Origin of the sequence: Kitasatospora sp. HPM-01-4, from assembly GCF_051374625.1 — a bacterium.
Taxonomy (GTDB): domain Bacteria; phylum Actinomycetota; class Actinomycetes; order Streptomycetales; family Streptomycetaceae; genus Kitasatospora.
In genome coordinates, this window is record NZ_JBPQGP010000005.1 from 5,587,274 (window position 1) to 5,609,070 (window position 21,797).

Annotated in this window: 14 protein-coding genes and 1 pseudogene; all 15 read left to right on the top strand. The window is 72.5% G+C overall.

What is annotated here, in order from left to right:
- The first annotated feature begins 54 nt into the window (after positions 1–54).
- The 15 genes and pseudogenes from mnmA to ilvN all read left to right on the top strand — a co-directional run bounded on the left by mnmA (position 55) and on the right by ilvN (position 21,791).
- On the top strand, positions 55–1,194 hold the full coding sequence (gene mnmA, locus ACSMTC_RS24325; protein WP_436561842.1) for a tRNA 2-thiouridine(34) synthase MnmA: 1,140 nt from the start codon (positions 55–57) through the stop codon (positions 1,192–1,194).
- Between the two features lie 72 nt (positions 1,195–1,266).
- Positions 1,267–1,791: an LOG family protein gene (locus ACSMTC_RS24330; protein WP_436561843.1), complete on the top strand. Its 525-nt coding sequence runs from the start codon at positions 1,267–1,269 to the stop codon at positions 1,789–1,791.
- 47 nt (positions 1,792–1,838) lie between these two features.
- Complete coding sequence (locus ACSMTC_RS24335) at positions 1,839–2,528, top strand: SDR family oxidoreductase (RefSeq protein ID WP_436561844.1); 690 nt, start codon at positions 1,839–1,841, stop codon at positions 2,526–2,528.
- 84 nt (positions 2,529–2,612) lie between these two features.
- Complete coding sequence (locus tag ACSMTC_RS24340; protein ID WP_436561845.1) at positions 2,613–3,623, top strand: methionine synthase; 1,011 nt, start codon at positions 2,613–2,615, stop codon at positions 3,621–3,623.
- Between the two features lie 30 nt (positions 3,624–3,653).
- Complete coding sequence (gene ligA, locus ACSMTC_RS24345; protein ID WP_436564796.1) at positions 3,654–5,894, top strand: NAD-dependent DNA ligase LigA; 2,241 nt, start codon at positions 3,654–3,656, stop codon at positions 5,892–5,894.
- 388 nt (positions 5,895–6,282) lie between these two features.
- Positions 6,283–7,899, top strand: a pseudogene (locus tag ACSMTC_RS24350) (putative bifunctional diguanylate cyclase/phosphodiesterase); the annotation flags it as partial.
- Positions 7,900–8,126: 227 nt separating this feature from the next.
- Entirely contained in the window at positions 8,127–8,423 is a 297-nt protein-coding gene (gene gatC, locus ACSMTC_RS24355; RefSeq protein ID WP_344640136.1) for an Asp-tRNA(Asn)/Glu-tRNA(Gln) amidotransferase subunit GatC, read from the top strand.
- Between the two features lie 6 nt (positions 8,424–8,429).
- Positions 8,430–9,923, top strand: a complete 1,494-nt coding sequence (gene gatA / locus ACSMTC_RS24360; protein ID WP_436561846.1) for an Asp-tRNA(Asn)/Glu-tRNA(Gln) amidotransferase subunit GatA — start codon at positions 8,430–8,432, stop codon at positions 9,921–9,923.
- Positions 9,920–10,162: a hypothetical protein gene (locus ACSMTC_RS24365; protein ID WP_436561847.1), complete on the top strand. Its 243-nt coding sequence runs from the start codon at positions 9,920–9,922 to the stop codon at positions 10,160–10,162. The genes gatA and ACSMTC_RS24365 overlap by 4 nt, the downstream gene beginning before the upstream one ends.
- Before the next feature lie 38 nt (positions 10,163–10,200).
- Complete coding sequence (gene gatB / locus ACSMTC_RS24370) at positions 10,201–11,709, top strand: Asp-tRNA(Asn)/Glu-tRNA(Gln) amidotransferase subunit GatB (protein WP_436561848.1); 1,509 nt, start codon at positions 10,201–10,203, stop codon at positions 11,707–11,709.
- 215 nt (positions 11,710–11,924) lie between these two features.
- Positions 11,925–12,113, top strand: a complete 189-nt coding sequence (locus ACSMTC_RS24375) for a hypothetical protein (protein WP_436561849.1) — start codon at positions 11,925–11,927, stop codon at positions 12,111–12,113.
- A 151-nt stretch (positions 12,114–12,264) separates the two neighbouring features.
- Positions 12,265–15,378, top strand: a complete 3,114-nt coding sequence (locus ACSMTC_RS24380; RefSeq protein ID WP_436561850.1) for a helix-turn-helix transcriptional regulator — start codon at positions 12,265–12,267, stop codon at positions 15,376–15,378.
- 310 nt (positions 15,379–15,688) lie between these two features.
- Positions 15,689–19,009, top strand: coding sequence for a putative bifunctional diguanylate cyclase/phosphodiesterase (locus ACSMTC_RS24385; RefSeq protein ID WP_436561851.1), 3,321 nt, complete (start codon positions 15,689–15,691; stop codon positions 19,007–19,009).
- A 288-nt stretch (positions 19,010–19,297) separates the two neighbouring features.
- On the top strand, positions 19,298–21,151 hold the full coding sequence (locus ACSMTC_RS24390; protein ID WP_436561852.1) for an acetolactate synthase large subunit: 1,854 nt from the start codon (positions 19,298–19,300) through the stop codon (positions 21,149–21,151).
- Between the two features lie 115 nt (positions 21,152–21,266).
- Entirely contained in the window at positions 21,267–21,791 is a 525-nt protein-coding gene (ilvN, locus tag ACSMTC_RS24395) for an acetolactate synthase small subunit (RefSeq protein WP_436564797.1), read from the top strand.
- Positions 21,792–21,797: the final 6 nt, after the last annotated feature.

The window sequence follows — 21,797 nt, forward strand, 5'->3', positions numbered from 1 at the left end:
GACTGCCCTCCCGCGCCCCCCGAGGGCGCGCGAGCACGTACGCTTGGGGTCATCATGACTGAGTTCCCTGGCGCCCCCACTGGTCCCAATGACGGCCGTCGACTGCGTGTGCTGGCCGCGATGTCGGGCGGGGTGGACTCCGCCGTCGCCGCCGCCCGAGCCGCCGAGGCGGGGCACGAGGTGACCGGGGTGCACCTGGCGCTCTCGTCGAACCCGCAGTCGTTCCGGACCGGCGCCCGCGGCTGCTGCACCATCGAGGACTCCCGTGACGCCCGCCGGGCGGCCGATGTGATCGGCATCCCGTTCTACGTCTGGGACCTCGCCGAGCGCTTCCGCGAGGACGTGATCGACGACTTCGTCGCCGAGTACGCGGCCGGCCGCACCCCGAACCCCTGCCTGCGCTGCAACGAGAAGATCAAGTTCGCCGCGCTGCTGGACAAGGCGATCGCGCTGGGCTTCGACGCGGTCTGCACCGGCCACTACGCCAGGATCGTCGATCTCCCGTCCGGCGAGCGGGAGTTGCACCGCGCGGTGGACATGGCCAAGGACCAGTCGTACGTCCTCGGCGTGCTCACCGCCGACCAGCTCGCCCACTCGCTGTTCCCGCTCGGCGACACCACCAAGGACGTGATCCGCGAGGAGGCGGAGCGCCGCGGTCTGGCGGTCGCCAAGAAGCCGGACAGCCATGACATCTGCTTCATCACGGACGGCGACACCCAGGGCTTCCTGGCCCGCCACCTCGGCACCGCCAAGGGCGACATCGTGGACACCGACGGCACCAAGCTCGGTGAGCACGACGGTGCGTACGGGTTCACCATCGGCCAGCGCAAGGGCCTGCGGATCGGCCGTCCGGCCGCCGACGGCAAGCCCCGCTACGTGCTGGACATCTCGCCGGTGAACAACACCGTCACGGTCGGCCCGGCCGAGGGTCTGGACGTGCTCGCGCTGACCGCCGTCAAGCCGCGCTGGTGCGGGGCCGAGCCGGTGGGCGCGGGCGAGTACACCGCGCAGCTGCGCGCCCACGGCGAGGAGGTCCCGGTGACCGCCGAGATGACCGACGGCGGGCTGAACGTCCGCCTCGCCACCCCGGCCCGGGGCATCGCGCCCGGCCAGGCCGTGGTGCTCTACGACGGCACCCGGGTGGTCGGCTCGGCCACCATCGCCACCACCGAGCGGCGCCCGGTCGACGCCTGACGCGCCCCGCCGGGCGCGGGGGCGGACCCCCGTGCGGGGCGGGAGGGCGAGGTGGTAGACCTGGTGACCACTATGAACATCACTGTCTTCTGTTCCGCGTACTCCCTCGACGAGCGCTACACCGCCCCGGCCGCCGAGTTCGCCCGCCTGCTCGGCGAACGCGGTCACACCCTGGTCTGGGGCGGCTCGCACACCGGACTGATGGGGCTGCTCGCCGACGGCGTCAAGGAGGCCGGCGGCCGGCTGGTCGGGATCTCGGTCGAACTGCTCGCGCACAAGGCGTACGAGGGCGCCGACGAGATGGTGATGACGCGCGATCTCGCCGAGCGCAAGGCCCTGCTGCTGGAGCGGGCGGACGCGGTGGTGGTGCTGGTCGGCGGCCTCGGCACGCTGGACGAGGTCACCGAGGTGCTGGAGCTGAAGAAGCACGCCCTGCACGACAAGCCGGTCGTGGTGCTCGACACCGAGGGCTTCTACCAGGGCCTGCGCGTCCAGCTGGAGCGGATGGACGCCGAAGGCTTCCTGCCCCGCCCGCTCGCCGAGCTGATCCACTTCGCCGCCGACCCGGCCGGGGCCCTGGCGCACCTCGAAGCCTGAGGCCGGTCGGTCCGAGCCCACCCCCCACACCAGCAAGGAGCCCTGTCATGGGTGCACACCTGATCACCGGCGCCGGGTCCGGCATCGGCGCCTCCGTCGCCGCCAGGCTCGCCGAACGCGGCGAGCAGCTCTGGCTGCTGGCCCGCGACGCCCGCCGCGCCGCCGAGCTGCGCGAGCGCTTCCCCGGCGCCCGTACCCTGGTCGGCGACCTGGGCGAACCGGGCAAGCTGTCCTGGGCCTTCGGCCACCAGGAACTCCCCGTCGAGCTGGACTCGCTGCTGCACATCGCCGGTGTGGTCCGGCTCGGCGAGGTCGGCGAACTGCCGGTCAAGGCCTGGCAGGAGCAGCTGAACGTCAACCTGGTCGCCCCGGCCGAGCTGACCCGGCTGCTGCTGCCCTCGCTGCGGCTCGCCAAGGGCCACGTGGTGTTCGTCAACTCCGGTGCCGGACTGAACGCGCACGCCGTCTGGGGGGCGTACGCGGCCAGCAAGCACGGGCTGCGGGCGCTCGCCGACTCGCTGCGGCAGGAGGAGCACGGCCACGGCGTCCGGGTCACCTCGGTGTACCCGGGACGGACGGCGACCGCGATGCAGGTCGCCGTGCACCAGCAGGAGGGCAGGGAGTACGACCCGTCCCGCTGGATCGACCCCGAGTCGGTGGCCACCGCCGTCCTGACCGCCGTCGACCTGCCCCGCGACGCCGAGATCACCGACATCACGGTCCGCCCCGGCCGCTGAGCCGGCCACCGTCCAACGGCCCTGCGGCGGGAGCACCCCGAGCGGGATCACCCGACCACCCCCACAGGGCCTACGCTCGACCCCGTGAGTAGCGACTTTCCCTTCCCCGAGCTGATCGGCGCCGCGACGGGCGTCGGGTCGATGCCAGGCACCGACGCCCGTGAGGCCGCGAAGACCGCGGTCGGCGCGCTGGAGCAGCTGCCGTACCTGCCGGAGCTGCCCGCGCGCGGGCCCGGCGCCGACATGATCGGCCGCGGCGCGGGCCTGCTGGTCGAGCTGTCCGCACAGCTGGAGCCGAGCGGCTGGCGGTTCGCCGACCGGCCGGGCCGGGACACCCGGCGGGCGCAGTCCTGGCTGGGCGAGGACCTGGACGCGCTGGAGGAGTTCACCCAGGGCTACCGGGGCGCGCTGAAGCTGCAGGCGGTCGGCCCGTGGACGCTGGCGGCGTCGGTGGAGCTGAGGCACGGGGAGAAGGCGCTCTCCGACCCGGGCGCCTGCCGGGACATCGCACAGTCGCTGACCGAGGGCCTGCGCCGGCATCTGGCCGAGGTCCGCAGGCGGGTACCGGGCGCGCAGCCCGTACTGCAGCTCGACGAGCCCTCGCTGCCCGCCGTACTGGCCGGTGCGGTGAAGACCGCCAGCGGCTTCCAGCGGCTGCGCGCGGTGGACCGGCAGGTGGCCGAGGAGCAGCTGCGCGACCTGGTCCGGGCCCTGGACGTCCCGGTGGTGGTGCACTGCTGCGCTCCGCTGGTGCCGCTCGCGCTGCTGCGCCGGGCCGGGGTGGCCGGGGTGTCACTGGACTTCTCGTTGCTGACGGAGCGTGAGGACGAGGACCTGGGCGAGGCGGTGGAGGCGGGCACGGCGATCCTCGCCGGTGTGGTGCCGTCCACCGGCCCGGGATTGTCGGACCCGGCCGGTAGTGTCCAGGGTGTCAGGAGGTTGTGGCGCAGGCTCGGGCTGGCTCCGGAGCTGCTGGGCCGCCGGGTGCTGGTGACACCGGCCTGCGGGCTGGCGGGGGCTTCACCCGAGTACGCGCGCAAGGCGCTGTCACTCAGTGTGAAGGCGGCGCAGAGCCTGGTGGACAACCCGGAGTAGTACGGCAGTTGAGACGAAGGAGGCGGCGTGGTGGCTGTCGAGGGCTGGGAGGACGTGCCGGTGGAGGTGCGCAAGCGGCACGCCGAGCTGGCAGTCGAGATCGAGGAGCACCGCGTCCGCTACTACGAGCAGGACGCACCGACGGTCAGCGACGCCGAGTTCGACCGGCTGATGCGTGAGCTGGAGGCGATCGAGGCCGAGCACCCGGTCCTGGTCACCCCGGACTCGCCCACCCAGAAGGTCGGCGGCGCTCCGGCCGAGGGCTTCGCCAAGGTCGAGCACCGCGAGCGGCTGCTCAGCCTGGACAACGCCATGGACGACGAGGAGCTGGCCGCCTGGGCCGAGCGGGTCGCCCGGGAGCTCGACGGCCTCACGTACCACTACCTGTGCGAGCTCAAGGTGGACGGCCTGGCGGTCAACCTCACCTATGAGAACGGCCGGCTGGTCCAGGCCGCCACCCGGGGCACCGGCCGGGTCGGCGAGGACATCACCGCCAACGTCCGCACCATCAAGGAGATCCCGCACCGGCTCAAGGGCGACAACATCCCCGAGCTGGTGGAGATCCGCGGCGAGGTCTACCTGCCCACCGAGGCCTTCGAGGAGCTCAACGCCGCGCTCGCGGCCGAGAACGAGCGCCGCAAGACGGAGAACGAGCAGCGCGCCAAGGAGGGCAGACGACCGCAGGCGCTGGTCAAGCTGTTCGCCAACCCCCGTAACGCGGCCGCCGGTTCGCTCCGCCAGAAGGACCCGCTGGTCACCGCGTCCCGTCCGCTGCACATGGTGGTGCACGGCATCGGTGCCCGGGTCGGCTTCGACATCGACTGCCAGTCGCACGCCTACCGGCTGCTGCACGACTGGGGCCTGCCCACCGCCCGGCACAACAAGGTGGTCGGCACCCTCGACGAGGTGCGGGCGTTCATCAGGCACTACGGCGAGCAGCGCCACTCGGTCGAGCACGAGATCGACGGCGTGGTGGTCAAGGTGGACGAGATCGCCCTGCAGGGCCGGCTCGGCGCCACCTCCAAGTCGCCGCGCTGGGCGATCGCCTGGAAGTACCCGCCGGAGGAGGTCACCGGCAGGCTGGCCAGCATCCAGGTCGGGATCGGCCGCACCGGCCGGGCCACCCCGTTCGCGGTGCTGGCCGAGCCGGTCAAGGTCGCCGGCTCGATGGTGCAGTACGCGACGCTGCACAACCAGCAGGTGGTCAAGGCCAAGGGCGTGCTGCTGGGCGACACCGTCGTGCTGCGCAAGGCCGGCGACGTGATCCCCGAGATCCTCGGCCCGGTGGAGGACCTGCGGGACGGCACCGAGGAAGAGTTCGTGATGCCCTCGCACTGCCACGAGTGCGGCACCGAGCTGCGCCCGATGTCCGAGGGCGACATCGACCTGCGCTGCCCCAACGCCCGGGCCTGCCCGGCCCAGATCCGCGAGCGGATCGCCTACCTGGGCGGGCGCGAGTCGCTGGACGTCGAGGGCCTGGGCTATGTCGCGGCCACCGCGCTCACCCAGCCGCTGGAGCCCGCCGAGCCGCCGGTCGGGAACGAGGGCGACATCTTCGGGCTCACCCTGGAGCAGCTGCTCCCGATCAAGGTGAAGGTGCGCGACCAGAAGTCCGGCCTGCCCAAGCTGGACGACCGGACGGGCAAGGAGAAGGTGGTCACCTTCTTCGCCAATCTCAAGGGCGAGCCGAAGAAGACCGCCACCCTGCTGCTGGAGAACCTCGACAAGGCCAGGGACCGCCCGCTCTGGCGCTACCTCAACGGCCTGTCGATCCGCCATGTCGGCCCGGTCGCCGCCCAGGCGCTGGCCCGTGAGTTCCGTGACCTGGACGCGATCTTCGCGGCGAGCGAGGAGCAGCTGGCGGCCACCGAGGGGGTCGGCCCGATCATCGCCCGCTCCATCAAGGAGTGGTACGAGGAGGAGTGGCACCGGGAGATCCTGGAGAAGTGGCGGGCCGCCGGGGTCCGCTTCACCGAGGAAGCGGCCGAGGCCACCGGGCCGCGTCCGCTGGAGGGCCTGACCGTGGTGGTGACGGGCACGCTGGCCGGGCACACCAGGGACGGCGCCAAGGAGGCGCTGACCTCGCGCGGTGCGAAGGTGACCGGGTCGGTCTCGAAGAAGACAGATTTCGTTGTAGTCGGTGACAATCCAGGGTCCAAGTACGACAAGGCGGTTCAGCTCGGCCTTCCGGTGCTGGACGACGCCGGCTTCGCCGTCCTGCTCGACCAGGGCCCCGAGGCCGCCCGCGCCCACCTCGGCCTGGAGGCGTGACCCCGCTCCGCCCGGAGCGGTCGCGGAGCCGGCCTCCGTTACCGTCCTGATGTCGTGAGACCCGGGTTCCTGCCCGGGAAAGAGGGCATTCTGTCACTGAGCGGCATCGATCGACGGGTGGCGCGCTCAGGGATGTCCGAAAGTCCGCCCTCACGGCGTACACCGGCATACCCTGGTGCGCAACAGAGTGTCAGCAGGGGTTGGCGGCATCGGACTTCCAGGCCGGTTCCGCAGGGGACGCCCCGTCAACTGGCGCCCACCGGCACCAGCGGGTGCCGCACCGAAAGGCGGCCTGACGGGGCGGGCCCGACGGAGGACAGGGCATATGGATCGTACGACCGGCGGTGCGCCCACACGCCCGCCGCAGGGGGTGGCAGGTGCGGTCCTGCTACTCGGCGTGCTGCTGGCCGGCGCCGCGCCGCTCATACCGCTGGCCGTCCTGGTCTACCGGTACGAGCCCGAGCTGCTGCCGCTCTTCGCGGTGCCGCTGGCCGTGCTGGTCGCCGCCTGGCGGATGGCGCGGGACCGCGCCCGGGATCAGCTCACCGACCCGCTCACCGATCTGCCGAACCGCCATGCCCTGCTGCTGGCGGCCCAGGAGGCGATCGCCGAGCACGACGGTGAGGAGGACTACAGCGTCGGGCTGATTCTGCTCGATCTGGACCGGTTCCGATCGCTCAACGACGCTCTCGGGCACACCGCGGGCGATCGCTTACTGGTGCACATCGGTCGCCGGCTGCACCGCGCGCTGCGCGCCGGTCCCCACCACCACCCGGGGCATCCCGGCCGGGACGACCCGGATGACGCCTTCTCCAGCCTCCCGCCCACCATGCAGAACGGCTGCCGCCCGGTGGTCGCCCGGCTGGGCGGCGACGAGTTCGCGGTCCTGCTGCCCGGGGTCGGCCGCCCCGAGACCCTGGAACGGGTGGCCAAGGCCCTGATCGCCGAGCTCGCCGCACCGATCAGGCTCGACGGCCTGCTGCTGGTCCTGGAGGCCAGCGCCGGGGTCTGCGTCTACCCCGAGCACGCCCAGGACGCGGAGGCCCTGCTGCGCCGCGCCGACGTCGCCATGGGCCACGCCCAGCACCGGCGCAGCGGCGTCGAGCAGTACGACGAGGCCCGCGACATCGACACCCCGTACCGGATCGGCCTGCTCGGGGACCTGCGGCGGGCCCTGGAGACCGGCGAGGTGCTGCTGCACTACCAGCCCAAGGTGGCCTTCGACGGCCGGGTGGTCGGTCTGGAGGCCCTGGTGCGCTGGGAGCGGCCCGGGCAGGGCAAGGTGCCGCCGGACGAGTTCATCGGGCTCGCCGAGTCCAGCGGCCTGATGCCCCGGCTCACCGACTACGTACTGGAGGCGGCCGTCGGCCAGCTCGCCGCCTGGCGGGCCCAGGGCCTCCAGGTCCAGGTCGCCGTCAACGTCTCACCGCGCGACGTGCTCAACCCCGGCTTCGCCGGCCGGGTCGCCGACCACCTCGACCGGAACCAGGTCCCCGCGCACGCCCTCCAGCTGGAGATCACCGAGCGGCTGCTGCTGGACGACTCCCGGCTCGCCGCCGACACCCTCGCCGAGCTGCGGCGGTACGGCGTCGGCATGTCGCTGGACGACTTCGGCACCGGGCACTCCTCGCTGGTGCGGCTGCGGAGCCTGCCGGTCGGCGAGCTGAAGATCGACCGCTCCTTCGTCTCCCGGATGGTCGCGGACGACCATGACGCCGCCGTGGTCCGCTGCTCGGTCGAGCTGGCGCACTCGCTCGGGCTGACCGTGGTCGCCGAGGGCGTCGAGGACGACGAGACCTGGGAGCGGCTGCACGGCCTGGGAGTGGACGCCGTCCAGGGCTGGCTGGTGTCCGCCGCGCTCCCCGCCGACCAGGCCACCGCCTGGCTGATGGTCCACCGCACCGGCGCCGCGCCGGCCCAGGTCGAGCTGGTGTCCGCCCCTCCGGTCCCCAAGCCCCGCCCGGCCCTCGGGCAGGCCGTCCCCACCGTCGCCCAGCCGGAATAGCGCCGGGGCCGGTGTTGCTCCGGCGGTGGCTCAGAGGGCCCCTCTCCGCCTCCGAGGGCTCGCCGTCCGGCCCCTGGAACGGCCCCGCCCGGATAAGTCGCAGCTGGCGCCGAGCGGCTACCCAATAGGATGTGCCTAGACAAGAGGACGGGTGTGCCCTGAGGACCCCGCCCGGGTCGGGCACCCGGTGCCCGGCCTCATCCAGAACTCACCTTGAGGATCGCTGCATGCCTGGCATCACGCGCGAGGAGGTCGCCCACCTCGCTCGGCTGTCGCGTCTTGAGTTGCAGGCCGAAGAGCTGGACCACTTCGCCGAGCAGCTCGACGTGATCATCGGCGCGGTCGCCCGCGTTTCCGAGGTCGCCGGACAGGACGTCCCGCCGACCTCCCACCCGCTTCCGCTGACCAACGTCATGCGGGCGGACGAGGTGCGACAGTCGCTCACCCCGGAACAGGCGCTCTCCGGCGCCCCGGCCGCCGAGGAGCAGCGTTTCCGTGTGCCGCAGATCCTCGGGGAGGACTGACCGACCGTGACTGATCTCATTCGCTACACCGCAGCCGAGACCGCCGCCGCCATCGCCAAGGGCGAGGTGAGCGCGGCCGAGGTGACCCAGGCCCACCTGGACCGGATCGACGCCGTCGACAAGAAGGTCAACGCCTTCCTGCACGTCGACACCGAGGGCGCTCTCGCGGCCGCCAAGGCCGTGGACGAGAAGCGCGCCAAGGGCGAGGAGCTGGGCCCGCTGGCCGGTGTCCCGCTGGCCCTGAAGGACGTCTTCACCACCAAGGGCGTCCCGACCACCTGCGGCTCCAAGATCCTCGAAGGCTGGATCCCGCCGTACGACGCCACGCTGACCTCGCGTCTGAAGGACGCCGGCGTGGTCATCCTCGGCAAGACCAACATGGACGAGTTCGCGATGGGCTCCTCCACCGAGAACTCGGCGTACGGCCCGACCGGCAACCCGTGGGACCTCTCCCGGATCCCGGGCGGCTCCGGCGGTGGCTCGGCCGCCGCGCTGGCCGCCTTCGAGGCCCCGCTGGCGATCGGCACCGACACCGGCGGCTCCATCCGCCAGCCGGGTGCCGTCACCGGCACCGTCGGTGTGAAGCCGACCTACGGCGCGGTCTCCCGCTACGGTCTGGTCGCCTTCTCCTCCTCGCTGGACCAGGGCGGCCCGTGCGCCCGTACCGTGCTGGACGCGGCCCTGCTGCACGAGGCGATCGCCGGGTACGACCCGATGGACTCCACCTCGATCAACGCGCCGGTCCCGGCCGTGGTCGAGGCCGCCAAGCTGCGCGACGTGCGCGGCATGCGGATCGGCGTGGTGAAGGAGTTCGCCGGCGAGGGCTACCAGGCCGGTGTGATGCAGCGCTTCAACGAGAGCGTCGAGCTGCTGCGCGAGCTGGGTGCCGAGGTCGTCGAGGTCTCCTGCCCGTCCTTCACCCTGGCGCTGCCCGCGTACTACCTGATCGCGCCGAGCGAGTGCTCCTCCAACCTGGCCCGCTTCGACGCCATGCGCTACGGGCTGCGGGTCGGCGACGACGGCTCGCGCAGCGCCGAGGAGGTCACCTCGCTGACCCGCGAGGCCGGCTTCGGCCCCGAGGTCAAGCGCCGCATCATGCTCGGCACGTACGCGCTCTCCTCGGGCTACTACGACGCGTACTACGGCTCGGCGCAGAAGGTCCGCACCCTGATCTCGCGCGACTTCGACGCCGCCTTCGCCGGGGTCGACGTGCTGATCTCGCCGACCACGCCGACCACCGCCTTCCCGATCGGCGAGCGCGCCGACGACCCGATGGCGATGTACCTGGCGGACCTGTGCACCATCCCCTCGAACCTCGCGGGCAACGCGGCCATGTCGCTGCCCTGCGGGCTGGCTCCGGAGGACAACCTCCCGGTCGGCCTGCAGATCATCGCCCCCGCGATGGCGGACGACCGCCTCTACCGGGTGGGCGGCGCCGTCGAGGCCGCACTCAACGACAAGTGGGGACACACCCTGCTGGAGGAGGCACCGGCACTGTGAGCAGCACCGTGGCAAAGGCGAAGGGCTTCAAACACAGCAGGCCCGGACTGTGGCTGTCCATCGGTTCCAGCGCCTTCGGCGCGGTCGGGATCGTCAAGGACGTCAAGAAGGCCCGTCTTGAGAACGACACGCTGATGCTGGTCAACGCCGTGGTCGGCGCGGTGGCCCTGGTCACCGGCACCGCCCTGCTGGTGCGCGAGCTCCGGCAGCTGACCAGCGACGACGTCCTCCTGGGCTGATCGCCCGTACCGCCAAGACTTTTAGTGAAGGGGACGCTGTGAGCGTCGAAAGCCTGGTCTCGTACGAGGATGCTCTTGCCTCGTACGACCCGGTGATGGGCCTTGAGGTCCATGTCGAGCTGGGTACCAAGACCAAGATGTTCTGCGGGTGCTCGACCGAGCTCGGGGCCGAGCCGAACACCCAGACCTGCCCGACCTGCCTGGGACTCCCGGGCTCGCTGCCGGTGGTCAACGCGACCGGTGTGGAGTCGGCGATCAAGATCGGCCTGGCGCTGAACTGCGAGATCGCCGAGTGGTGCCGGTTCGCCCGGAAGAACTACTTCTACCCGGACATGCCGAAGAACTTCCAGACCTCGCAGTACGACGAGCCGATCGCCTTCAACGGCTACCTCGACGTGCAGCTGGAGGACGGCGAGATCTTCCGGGTGGAGATCGAGCGCGCCCACATGGAGGAGGACACCGGCAAGTCCTCGCACATCGGCGGTGCGACCGGCCGGATCCACGGCGCCGAGTACTCGCTGCTGGACTACAACCGGGCCGGCATCCCGCTGATCGAGATCGTCACCAAGCCGATCACCGGCGCGGGTTCGCGCGCGCCCGAGGTCGCCAAGGCGTACGTCACCGAGCTGCGCGAGCTGATCCGGACGCTGGGCGTCTCCGAGGCCCGGATGGACCGCGGCCAGATGCGCTGCGACGTCAACCTGTCGCTGCGTCCGCACGGCCGGGAGAAGTTCGGCACCCGGAGCGAGACCAAGAACGTCAACTCGCTGCGCAGCGTGGAGCGGGCGGTCCGGTTCGAGATCCAGCGGCACGCCGGAGTCCTCGACGAGGGCGGGACGATCGTCCAGGAGACCCGTCACTTCCACGAGGAGAACGGCAGCACCACCTCGGGCCGGATCAAGGAGGAGGCGGAGGACTACCGCTACTTCCCCGAGCCCGACCTGGTGCCGATCGCCCCCGCGCGCGAGTGGGTGGAGGAGCTGCGGGCCGCGCTGCCCGAGCTGCCCCGGGTGCGCCGGGCCCGGCTGCAGGCCGAGTGGGGCCTGTCCGACAAGGACATGCAGTCGGTGCTCAACGCCGGTGCGGTGGAGCCGATCCAGGAGACCATCGCGGCCGGTGCCCCCGCCGACCAGGCCCGCAAGTGGTGGATGGGCGAGCTGGCCCGTCGCGCCAACGAGACCGGCACCGAGCTGGCCGAGCAGCCGATCACCCCGGCCCAGGTGGCCCGGGTCTGCACGCTGGTCGCCGAGGGCAAGCTCAACGACAAGCTGGCCCGCCAGGTCATCGAGGCCGTGCTGGCCGGTGAGGGCGAGCCGGACGAGGTCGTCGAGAAGCGCGGACTCGCCGTGGTCTCCGACGACTCGGCGCTCGGCGCGGCCGTGGACGCGGCCATCGCGGAGAACGAGGCGATCGCCGCCAAGATCCGTGACGGCAAGATCGCCGCGGTCGGCGCACTGGTCGGCGCGGTCATGAAGGCCACCCGCGGCCAGGCGGACGCCGCCCGGGTCAAGGACCTGATTCTTGAGCGTCTGGGCGTTCAGGCCTAAGGATCCTTAGCCGGAGGTCGTACCTACTTAGGTATCCGAGCCCGTGCCCGCCCCCCTTGCTGGGGGGCGGGCACGGGCTCTCTAAGGTTCCGGGGCCCGGCATGATCAGGAATGCTGCCGATGTGCGGCACCCCTCCGGGAGAGGAAGCTCTTACCAGGACGAGGGAGGACCGGCCGAAGGGGCCGGCCCCGTCCGGCAGAGGGGGAGAATCCGGATGATCGAGTACCAGCTCATCCAGGCACGCGGTGAGGAACTGCGCCGCGAGGCCGAGCACCACCGCCTGGTCCGCGAGGCCCGCACCGCCCGTACGGCCCGTCAGCGCCAGGGCGTCCTGGCCCGGTTGGCCCGGGGCATCCGCCGTCCGGCCGTCCGCCGGCACAGCGCACGGCTCGGCGAGTGCTGACGGCGGAGCCCTCACCGGAAGGCGCGCCGAAAGCGCCCGCGGATGAGGGGAGGCGGAGAGGGGAGGTTGCCGACGGCACCTCCCCTCCGGGCTTTTCCGCCCCCGGATAACCCCTCCGCCGCCTTCCTCGGCCTGTGGCATGCTCGCCGGTGTGGAGCAGATATCGATCAGTCCCGTCTTCGTCGGCCGCGGTACCGAGACCGAGGCGCTCGCCGGGGCGCTGCGCAGGGCCGAGGCGGGGGAGCCGCAGACCGTCCTGATCGCCGGTGAGGCGGGGGTCGGCAAGACCCGGTTGGTGGAGGAGTTCCTGGCGTCCGCCGGCGGCCGGAGTGTGGTCACCGCCCTGGGCGGCTGCCTGGAGGTCGGCGCCGAGGGACTGCCGTACGCGCCGCTGGCCACCGCGCTGCGCCGCCTGCACCGGAGTCTGGGTGCCGAACTCGAACGGGCCGCCGAGGGCATGGAGGGCCATCTGGCGCGGCTGCTGCCGGAGTTCGGCGACACCGGTGCCGAGCCCAACGACGAGTTCGGCCGGGCCCTGCTGTTCGAGCACACCGCCCGGCTCTTCGAGCGGATCGCCGCCGACCGGACCCTGCTCCTGGCCGTCGAGGACCTGCACTGGTCCGACCGCTCCACCCGGGAACTGCTCGCCTACCTGATCCGGACGCTGCACCGCTCCCGGGTCCTGATCGTCGCCACCTACCGCAGCGACGACCTGCACCGCCGCCATCCGCTGCGCCCGTTCCTGGCCGAACTCGACCGGCTGCGGACCGTACAGCGACTGGAACTGGCCAGATTCGGGCGTCATGAGGTCGCCGCACAGCTGGCGGGGATCCTCGGCAGCGGCAGCGCCGAAGACCTCGACCGCGACCTGGTCGACCGGATCCACCGCCGCTCCGAGGGCAACCCGTTCTTCGTCGAGGAACTCGCCACCGCGCACCAGGACGGCTGCCCCGCCGGGCTGACCGACTCGCTCCGCGACATCCTGATGGTCCGGGTCGAGGCGCTGCCCGACGAGACCCAACGCGTGGTCAGAATCGCGGCGGAGGGCGGCTCCTGCATCGAGCACGCCCTGCTGTCCGCCGTGCTGGACGAGGGCGAGGAACCGCTGATCGAGGCGCTGCGCAACGCGGTCGGCGCCAACGTGCTGCGCCCGGACACCGACGGAGAGGGCTACCGGTTCCGGCACGCCCTGGTCCGCGAGGCGGTCTCGGACGACCTGCTGCCCGGCGAGCGGTACCGGATCAACCGCCGCTACGCCACCGTGCTGGAGGCCAACGAGGTCCTGGTCGGCAGCGAGAAGCGTCCGGCGAGGCTGGCCAACTACTGGTACCACGCGCACGATCCGGCGCGCGCCCTGCCGGCCGCGCTGGACGCCGCCAGGGCGGCCCGCCGCCGCAACGCCTTCGCCGAGCAACTGCGCATGCTGGAGCGGGCGCTGGAGCTCTGGGACGAGGTCTCCGAGGAGGTGCTGGAGAACACCCTGCGCCCGTACGACTGGGCCGAGACCTACCCGCCGTGCAGCTGTGAGCCGGGCACCCACGACGAGTCCTGCGAACGGCTCCAGCTGGTGGACGTGCTCGCCGAGGCCGTGGTGGCCGCCCGCCGCACCGGTGATCGCGAGCGCGGACTGAGCCTGGCCAGGCGGGCGTTGAAGCTGGTGGACGAGGAGCGCGACCCGGAGCGCGCCGCCTGGTTCCGGATGAGCCGGGCGCGCATGCTCGTCCACCTGCACCGCACCGGCGGGGACGAGGAGATCGAGCACGCCCAGCGGCTGGTGGCCCGGCTGCGGCCGTCGGCCGTGCAGGCGGAGGTGCTGGCCCTGGCCGTCTCGCACAACATGCTGGGCCGCCCGGCGGTGACCGACATCGCGCTCGCCGAACAGGCGGTGGAGATCGCCAGGCAGGTCGGTGCGGCCGGGGTCGAGCAGCACGCCCGGATGACCCTGGGCGGCCTGCACGCGTTCTTCGGCGACGTGGACAAGGGCCTGGCGCTGCTGGCCGACGCGGTCGAGAAGTCCCGGAAGCTGGGCGCCGACGTGTACTGCCGCGGCCTCAACAACCTGGCCAGCCACCTGCTCGCGGTCGGCCGGGCCACGGAGGCCGAGCAGGTGGCCGGAGCGGGCCTGGAGGCGGCCGGCAGCCTCGGCCTGCTGGCCAACACCGGAGCGATCCTGACCGGCAACCTGGTCGAGACGCTGATCCGGCTGGGCCGCCTCGCCGAGGCCGCGGAGCGTCTCTCGGCCTGGGCCGAGCGGTCCGGCGGCGACGCGCACCACGAGTTCCTGGACCGGTTGCGCGGCGACCTCGCCCTGGAACTGGGCGATCCCGAGGCCGCCACGCGGTACCTGGCCAAGGCCAGGTCCTCGGCCAAGGCGGTGGAACCGCAGCACGAGGTGCCCAACATCCGGCTGGCGATCCGGATCGCTGCCCGCACGGGCCGGCCGCTGGAGGCCAGGGCCGAGCTGCTGGGCGTCCTGAGCGCCGGCTTCGAGCGGTACGCGATCCCGTCCGGGGAGCTGCTGGACGGTGTCGCGGGCTGGCTGCTGCCGCTGCTGACCGACGGGGCGGCGATCGAGGCGGACCTGAGGGGCCTGCCCGCCGCGGAGCCCGGCCGGCCCGAGGTGCTCGCGCGGATCGCCGCCACCGCCGCCCGGCTCCGTCCCACGGCGCCGCTGCTCATCGGCTGCCTGCGGCTGCTGGAGGCGGAGCTGGCCCGGGCCGAGGGGGCCGGCACCCCGGCGCACTGGACGGCGGCGATCGAGGCGCTGCGCGGGAGCGGGCCGACCGAGCCGCTGCTGACCGCCCTGTACCGGGGTGCCGAGGCGGCGGCCGGTGCCGGGCGGCGGGCCGCGGCGGGAGAACTGCTGCGCGAGGCCCGCGAGCTGGCGCTGGCCCGGGAGAACCGTCGGATGGAGCGGGAGATCGCCCGGCTGGCCGGGCGGACCGGGCTCGCCATCGGAACGGACCCGGCCGAAGAGGCCTCGACCAGGCCTGGACACGGCCCGGAGCGCGGCCTTGACCGCGGCCCGGAGCCGGCCGAGGCCTTCGGCCTGACCCCGCGCGAGCGGGACGTGCTGCGACAGCTCGCCCGGGGCCGGACCAACCGGCAGATCGCCGAGGAGCTGTACATCTCCCCCAAGACCGCCAGCGTGCACGTCTCCAACATCCTGGCCAAGCTGGAGGTCTCCTCCCGCGGTGAGGCGGCGGCGCTCGCGCACCGGCTGAGGCTGTTCGCGGACGAGGAGTTGGTGCCCGCAGGGGCGTAGCACCGCAGGGCCGTGCGCCCCGGTCGTGCGCCGCTGCCAACCGGGGCGATCCCGCCGAGACCGGGGCACATCACCACGCACAGGCCATTACTCTAAGTTTAGAGTGCGTGTCGTTGAGTGACGGAAGTGGTGTAGTGTCCCAAGTGGGAACGCCGGTACGGCGAAGCGGAGCGACTCCCTCCAACCCCCTTGTGGGTATCGGGAGCAGCCTGCGGGGATGCTGTGGTGACGTGGCGTCAGATCACTTCACGCGGTGGCACGGCCGAGGCTCGGGCGCGTGCGCGCCCCGGGCCGGAGGGGGAGATGTCGAGTGAACTCCACCGATGCGGTGCTGCCCGCCGCGCCCCCGGTCGGCCGTGGCGACCCCCGTGGCGGCGACCCGCACGGCGACGGCGCCCGCGGTGACGGCACCCGCGGTGACGATCCCCGCGGCCGGGTCCCCGGCGCACTGCTGACCACGCTCTGCCTGGGCTATGCGCTCGGCGCCTCGTTCGGCTGGGGATCGGCCGGACTCGGGCTGTTCATGGGCGACTTCGGGCTGGCCGGGGCGGCGCTGGCGGCCGCGTTCTCCTGCCTGCTGTACGGCTGCACGGCGGGCGGCCCGTACCGGCCGGCCTGGCTGCTGTTCGGCCTCTCCTCCCTGATGGTGACCGTCGGCAACGGCACCTGGGGCTGGTACGAGGTGGTGCTGCGCGCCCCCGTCCCGCCCAACTCCGTCGCGGAGTACGCCTTCCTGCTCTTCGCCCCACTGGCGATCACCGGCGTGGTGGTGCTCGCCCAGCGCCCCCGCACGGCCGTCGGCTGGCTCTGCCTGCTGCTGGACGGCTGGCTGGTGGCGAGTTCGCTGTTCACGCTCAGCTGGAGCCTGGCGCTCGGCCGGGTCGCGGCGGGGGACGGCTCCTCGCCGCTCTGCCTCGCTCTCGGCCTGGCCTACCCGGTGCTGGACATCATGCTGGTCAGCCTGGTGATGGGTCTGCGCTTCCGGTGCCGGGACGGGAACCGCGCGGCGGTGCACACCGCGATGGTCGCGCTGGCCGTCACGGTGGTCTGCGACGCCCTGTTCACCTCGCCCGAACTGCGCAGCAGCTACCACTCCGGTGAGCTGCTGGACGCGGGCTGGTTCGCCGGCAGTGTGCTGCTCGCCTGGGCGCCCTGGTCGGCCGACCGCGGCCGCCCGCACCGCGAGCACCCGTCCGCCGGAGGCGCCCCGCGCCGCCGGGTGGCCACCACCTTCAGTGCGCTCACCCCGTACGTGGCGGCGGCCGTCTGCGTCGCGGGCATCGTCTACAACGCCATGGGCGGACGGCCGTTGGACCGGGTGATGGTCGTCTCGGCCTCGACCTTCGGCCTGGTGCTGCTGGTGCGCCAGGGGGTGATGCTGCTGGACAACCTCTCGCTGGCACAGGAACTCGCCCAGAAGGAGGCGCACTTCCGCTCGCTGGTGCAGGGCTCCAGCGACGTCATCATGATCGCCGACGCCAACGGGGTGCTCTCGTACGCCAGTCCGGCCACCCTCACGGTCTACAGCCGCGACCCCGAGGAGCTGGTCGGCGGCAACCTGCTCAACCTGGTCCACCCGGGCGACGTGGAGCGGGTCCTCGGCGAGGTGCGGAGACTGATGGTCCGTCATGCCGCCAGATGGGGCGCCGACACCGTCTCCACCGAACCCTCGGCCCGGGTGGAGTGCCGGGTCCGGTCGGGGGACGGCCACTGGCTGTACGTCGAGTCCACCGTCAACCGCTACCGCGACGGCCTGATCCTCAACAGCCGGGACGTCACCGAGCGGGTGACGCTGCAGGCCCAGCTGCACCACAACGCCTTCCACGACCCGCTCACCGACCTGCCCAACCGCGCCCTGTTCGTCCAGCGGGTCCGCGCCGCCCTAGGCGAGTGCCCGGACCGCGGCCCGGCCCGGGGAGAGCGGCCCGCCGAGAGCGCCCGGGAGCACCCCGAGGGCGAGGAACCCGCCGTGGCGGTGCTCTTCCTCGACCTGGACGGCTTCAAGGCGGTCAACGACACCTCAGGCCACCAGGTCGGCGACGAACTGCTGGTCCAGGCCGCCCGCCGGCTCCAGGGCGCGGTCCGGGCCGGGGACACCGTGGCCAGGTTCGGCGGCGACGAGTTCGCCGCGCTGGTCTGCGGGCGGCTCGGCCGCGCCCAGGTGCACGACCTGGCCGAGCGGGTGCGGGCCGCGCTCTCCGAGCCGTACTGGATCGGCGGCGCCGAACTCGGTGTCGCCGCCAGCATCGGCATCGCCTTCGGCCCGCGTGGCCACGCCCCCGACGCCGACCCCAAGGCCGCCACCGACGAGCTGATGCGCAACGCGGATCTCGCGATGTACCGGGCGAAGTCCGAGGGCAAGGGCCGGGTGGTGCTCTACACCCCGGCCATGCGGGCCGAGTTGGAGCGCCGGGCCGAACTGGAGGAGCGGCTGCGCCTGGCGGTCAGGGACGGCACCTTCACCCTGTTCCACCAGCCCGTGGTGGACCTCGCCACCGGCGTGATCACGGCGGTCGAGGCGCAGGCCAGATGGCGATCGGCGCAGGGCCTGGTGCTCACCCCGGCGGAGTTCCTGCGCACCGCGGAACAGGGCGACGCCGCGACCCGCTTCGCCCGCTGGCTGCTCCAGGAGGCCGTCACCGCCGCCGCCGCCCGCCGCCGGTCGGCGGGCGCGCCGTGCGCCGTCCCGGTCGCCGTGCGGCTGAGCGCCGAGCGGCTGTGCGCGCCCGGGATCTACGAGACCATCGTCGGTGTGCTGCGGGAGACCGGCCTGCCCGCCGAACAGCTGGTGATCGAGCTGGCCAGGACCGCGCCGGACTGCGACGCGGACGAGATCGGCCGGCGGCTGGCCGCGCTGCGCCGCCACGGGGTGTCCACCTCGGTGGCCGGCTTCGGCACGGGTGCCGGCTCGCTGGGCGTGCTGGCCCGGCTCCCGTTCGACTCGCTCAAGCTGGACCGCAGCCTGGTCCAGGACCTCGCCGAGTCCACCCTCACCAGAGCGCTCGCCGGGCACGCGCTGCGGCTGGGCAGGGACCTCGGCCTGGTCACCGTGGCGGAGGGGGTGGACCAGCCGCGCCAGCTCGCGGTGCTCCAGGAACTGGGCTGCCGCCAGGGCCAGGGGCTGGCCTTCGCCCAGCCGCTGGACGAGCAGCGGCTGGGCCGGGCGCTGGCCCGCCGGGCGTATCCGCTGGCGAGGCAGGCGCGCTCGCTCTCGGCACGGCGCGGGTACCGGGCCATGGACACCCGCTCGGGCGGCCGTCCGGAGCCGGGCGGCGAGGGCGCCGGCCCCGCCGAGGGCTGTGAGGGGGTTTCCTCCGCCGGGGGCTGGGAGGGGGTGTCTCCGGAGGGCTGGGAGGGGGTTCCCCCCGCCGGGGGCTGGGAGGGGGTCTCCTCCGCCGGAAGTTGGGACGGGGCCTCCCCGACCGGAGGCTGGGGGAGGGTCCCCCCGATCGGGGGATGGGCTGGGGTCCCCTCCGCCGGGGGCTGGGATGGGGTCCCCCCGGCCGGAGGCCGGGGGAGGGTCGTACACCGGCACACCCCCCTGGACCTGCCCGAACGCCGTTCGGTGCCGAAGGCCTGCGGCGGTCCGAGCGGCGGTCCGCATAGCGAGACGGCCGTCCCACCCACTTGACACCCGGTACCGCCGAGGAGGAAGGTCGGTCCCATGCGCACCCGAATTCTCGTACTTGGCAGGCGCGTCGGCTGAGCGGACCCCGCTCGTGAGAGACCGACGCGCCACCCCTCGCATGCCCTTGGCACGAGGGGTTTTTTGTTGCACTGACACTGCTCGACCACCGCACGAACACTGGCTTCGATCACCCCGAATCGGGACGATTGAGGCAGAGCCGGAGAACGGCCCACCAGTACGGCAGCACCCTCCAACTGCCGGGGCCGAACGAACCCGAGAAGAGACAGGCAGATGACTGAGCACGCCGCATCCCCCCGCCGCGGGGACAACCCGGCCGCCCATGCTCCGGGACCGAGCACCATCGTCGAGACGATGACCGGCGCACAGTCGCTCATCCGCTCGCTGGAGGCCGTAGGCGCGGACACCGTCTTCGGCATCCCGGGCGGGGCCATCCTTCCCGCGTACGACCCGCTGATGGACTCCGTCAAGGTGCGCCACATCCTGGTCCGCCACGAGCAGGGCGCCGGGCACGCCGCCACCGGGTACGCGCAGGCCACCGGCAGGGTCGGGGTCTGCATGGCCACCTCGGGTCCGGGCGCCACCAACCTGGTCACCCCGATCGCCGACGCCTACATGGACTCCGTCCCGATCGTCGCGATCACCGGCCAGGTCTCCTCCAAGGCGATCGGCACCGATGCCTTCCAGGAGGCGGACATCTGCGGCATCACCATGCCGATCACCAAGCACAACTTCCTGGTCACCGACCCCGCCGAGATCCCCGAGGTGATCGCCGAGGCCTTCCACATCGCCTCCACCGGCCGCCCGGGCCCGGTCCTGGTCGACATCGCCAAGGACGCGCTGCAGGCCACCACCACCTTCCGCTGGCCGGTGGAGACCTCGCTGCCCGGCTACCGCCCGGTCACCAAGCCGCACGCCAAGCAGATCCGCGAGGCCGCCAAGCTGCTGGTGAACTCCAAGCGGCCGGTGCTCTACGTCGGCGGCGGCGTGCTCAAGGCGCAGGCCAGCGCCGAGCTGCGGATCCTCGCCGAGCTGACCGGCGCGCCGGTGGTCACCACGCTGATGGCGCTGGGCGTCTTCCCCGACAGCCACCCGCAGCACCTGGGCATGCCCGGGATGCACGGCAGCGTCCCCGCGGTCACCGCACTGCAGAAGGCCGACCTGCTGTTCACCCTGGGCGCCCGCTTCGACGACCGGGTCACCGGCAAGCTGGACAGCTTCGCCCCGTACGCCAAGGTCGTGCACGCCGACATCGACCCGGCCGAGATCGGCAAGAACCGCCCGGCCGACGTGCCGATCGTCGGTGACGCCCGCGAGGTGCTGGCCGACCTGATCGTCGCCGTCCAGGCCGAGTTCGACGCCGGGCACAAGGGCGACTACGCCGACTGGTGGGCCAGGCTCAACGAGTGGAAGAAGACCTACCCGCTGGGCTACGAGCCCGCACCGGCCGGTGAGCTCTCCCCGCAGCAGGTGATCGAGCGGATCGGCCGACTGGTCGGCCCGGACGCCATCTACGCCGCCGGGGTGGGCCAACACCAGATGTGGGCCTCGCAGTTCATCAACTACGAGAAGCCGGCCAGCTGGCTCAACTCCGGTGGCGCGGGCACCATGGGCTACGCCGTCCCGGCCGCCATGGGCGCCAAGGCCGGCCGGCCGGAGGTGCCGGTCTGGGCGATCGACGGCGACGGCTGCTTCCAGATGACCAATCAGGAACTGGTCACCTGCGCGCTGAACGACATCCCGATCAAGGTCGCGGTCATCAACAACGGCTCGCTGGGCATGGTCCGCCAGTGGCAGACCCTGTTCTACAACCAGCGCTACTCCAACACCGTGCTGCACGCGGGCCCGGGGCACGACGGCGTCGCGCCGCCGGCCCAGGGCACCCGGATCCCGGACTTCGTCCTGCTCGCCCAGGCGATGGGCTGCGTCGGTCTGCGCTGCGAGCGCCCCGAGGACCTGGACGCGGTGATCAAGCAGGCGATGGAGATCAACGACCGCCCGGTGGTCATCGACTTCATCGTCCACCAGGACGCCATGGTCTGGCCCATGGTCGCGGCAGGCACCAGCAACGACGAGATCCAGTTCGCCAAGGGCGTCCGCCCCGACTTCGGCGACGACCTCGACTGACGACCCGCCCGCCCCCCTGCCCGCCGTCGGGCCGGAGGGGCCCTCCCGCCCCCGGTGGATCCGGCCTCGCCGGAGCCCCTCTTGAGGACGATCCGATAGAGAGCCCATGACCGACATGTCCAAGCACACCCTCTCCGTCCTGGTCGAGAACAAGCCCGGCGTGCTCGCCCGCATCGCCAGCCTGTTCTCCCGTCGGGGTTTCAACATCGACTCCCTCGCCGTCGGCCCGACCGAGCACCCGGACATCTCCCGGATGACCATCGTGGTCAATGTCGAGGACCTCCCGCTGGAGCAGGTCACCAAGCAGCTGAACAAGCTGGTCAACGTGATAAAGATCGTCGAACTGGACCAGGCCCAGGCCGTCCAGCGGGAGCTGGTCCTGGTCAAGGTCCGCGCGGACGCCGAGACCCGCTCGCAGGTCGTCGAGATCGTGCAGCTGTTCCGGGCCAAGACCGTCGACGTCTCGCCGGACGCGGTGACCATCGAGGCCACCGGCAGTTCCGACAAACTGGAGGCGATGCTCAGGATGCTGGAGCCGTACGGCATCAAGGAGCTCGTGCAGTCCGGCCTGGTGGCGATCGGGCGCGGCGCCCGGTCGATCACCGACCGCTCGCTGCGCTCCCTCGACCGCAGCGCCTGAGAGACC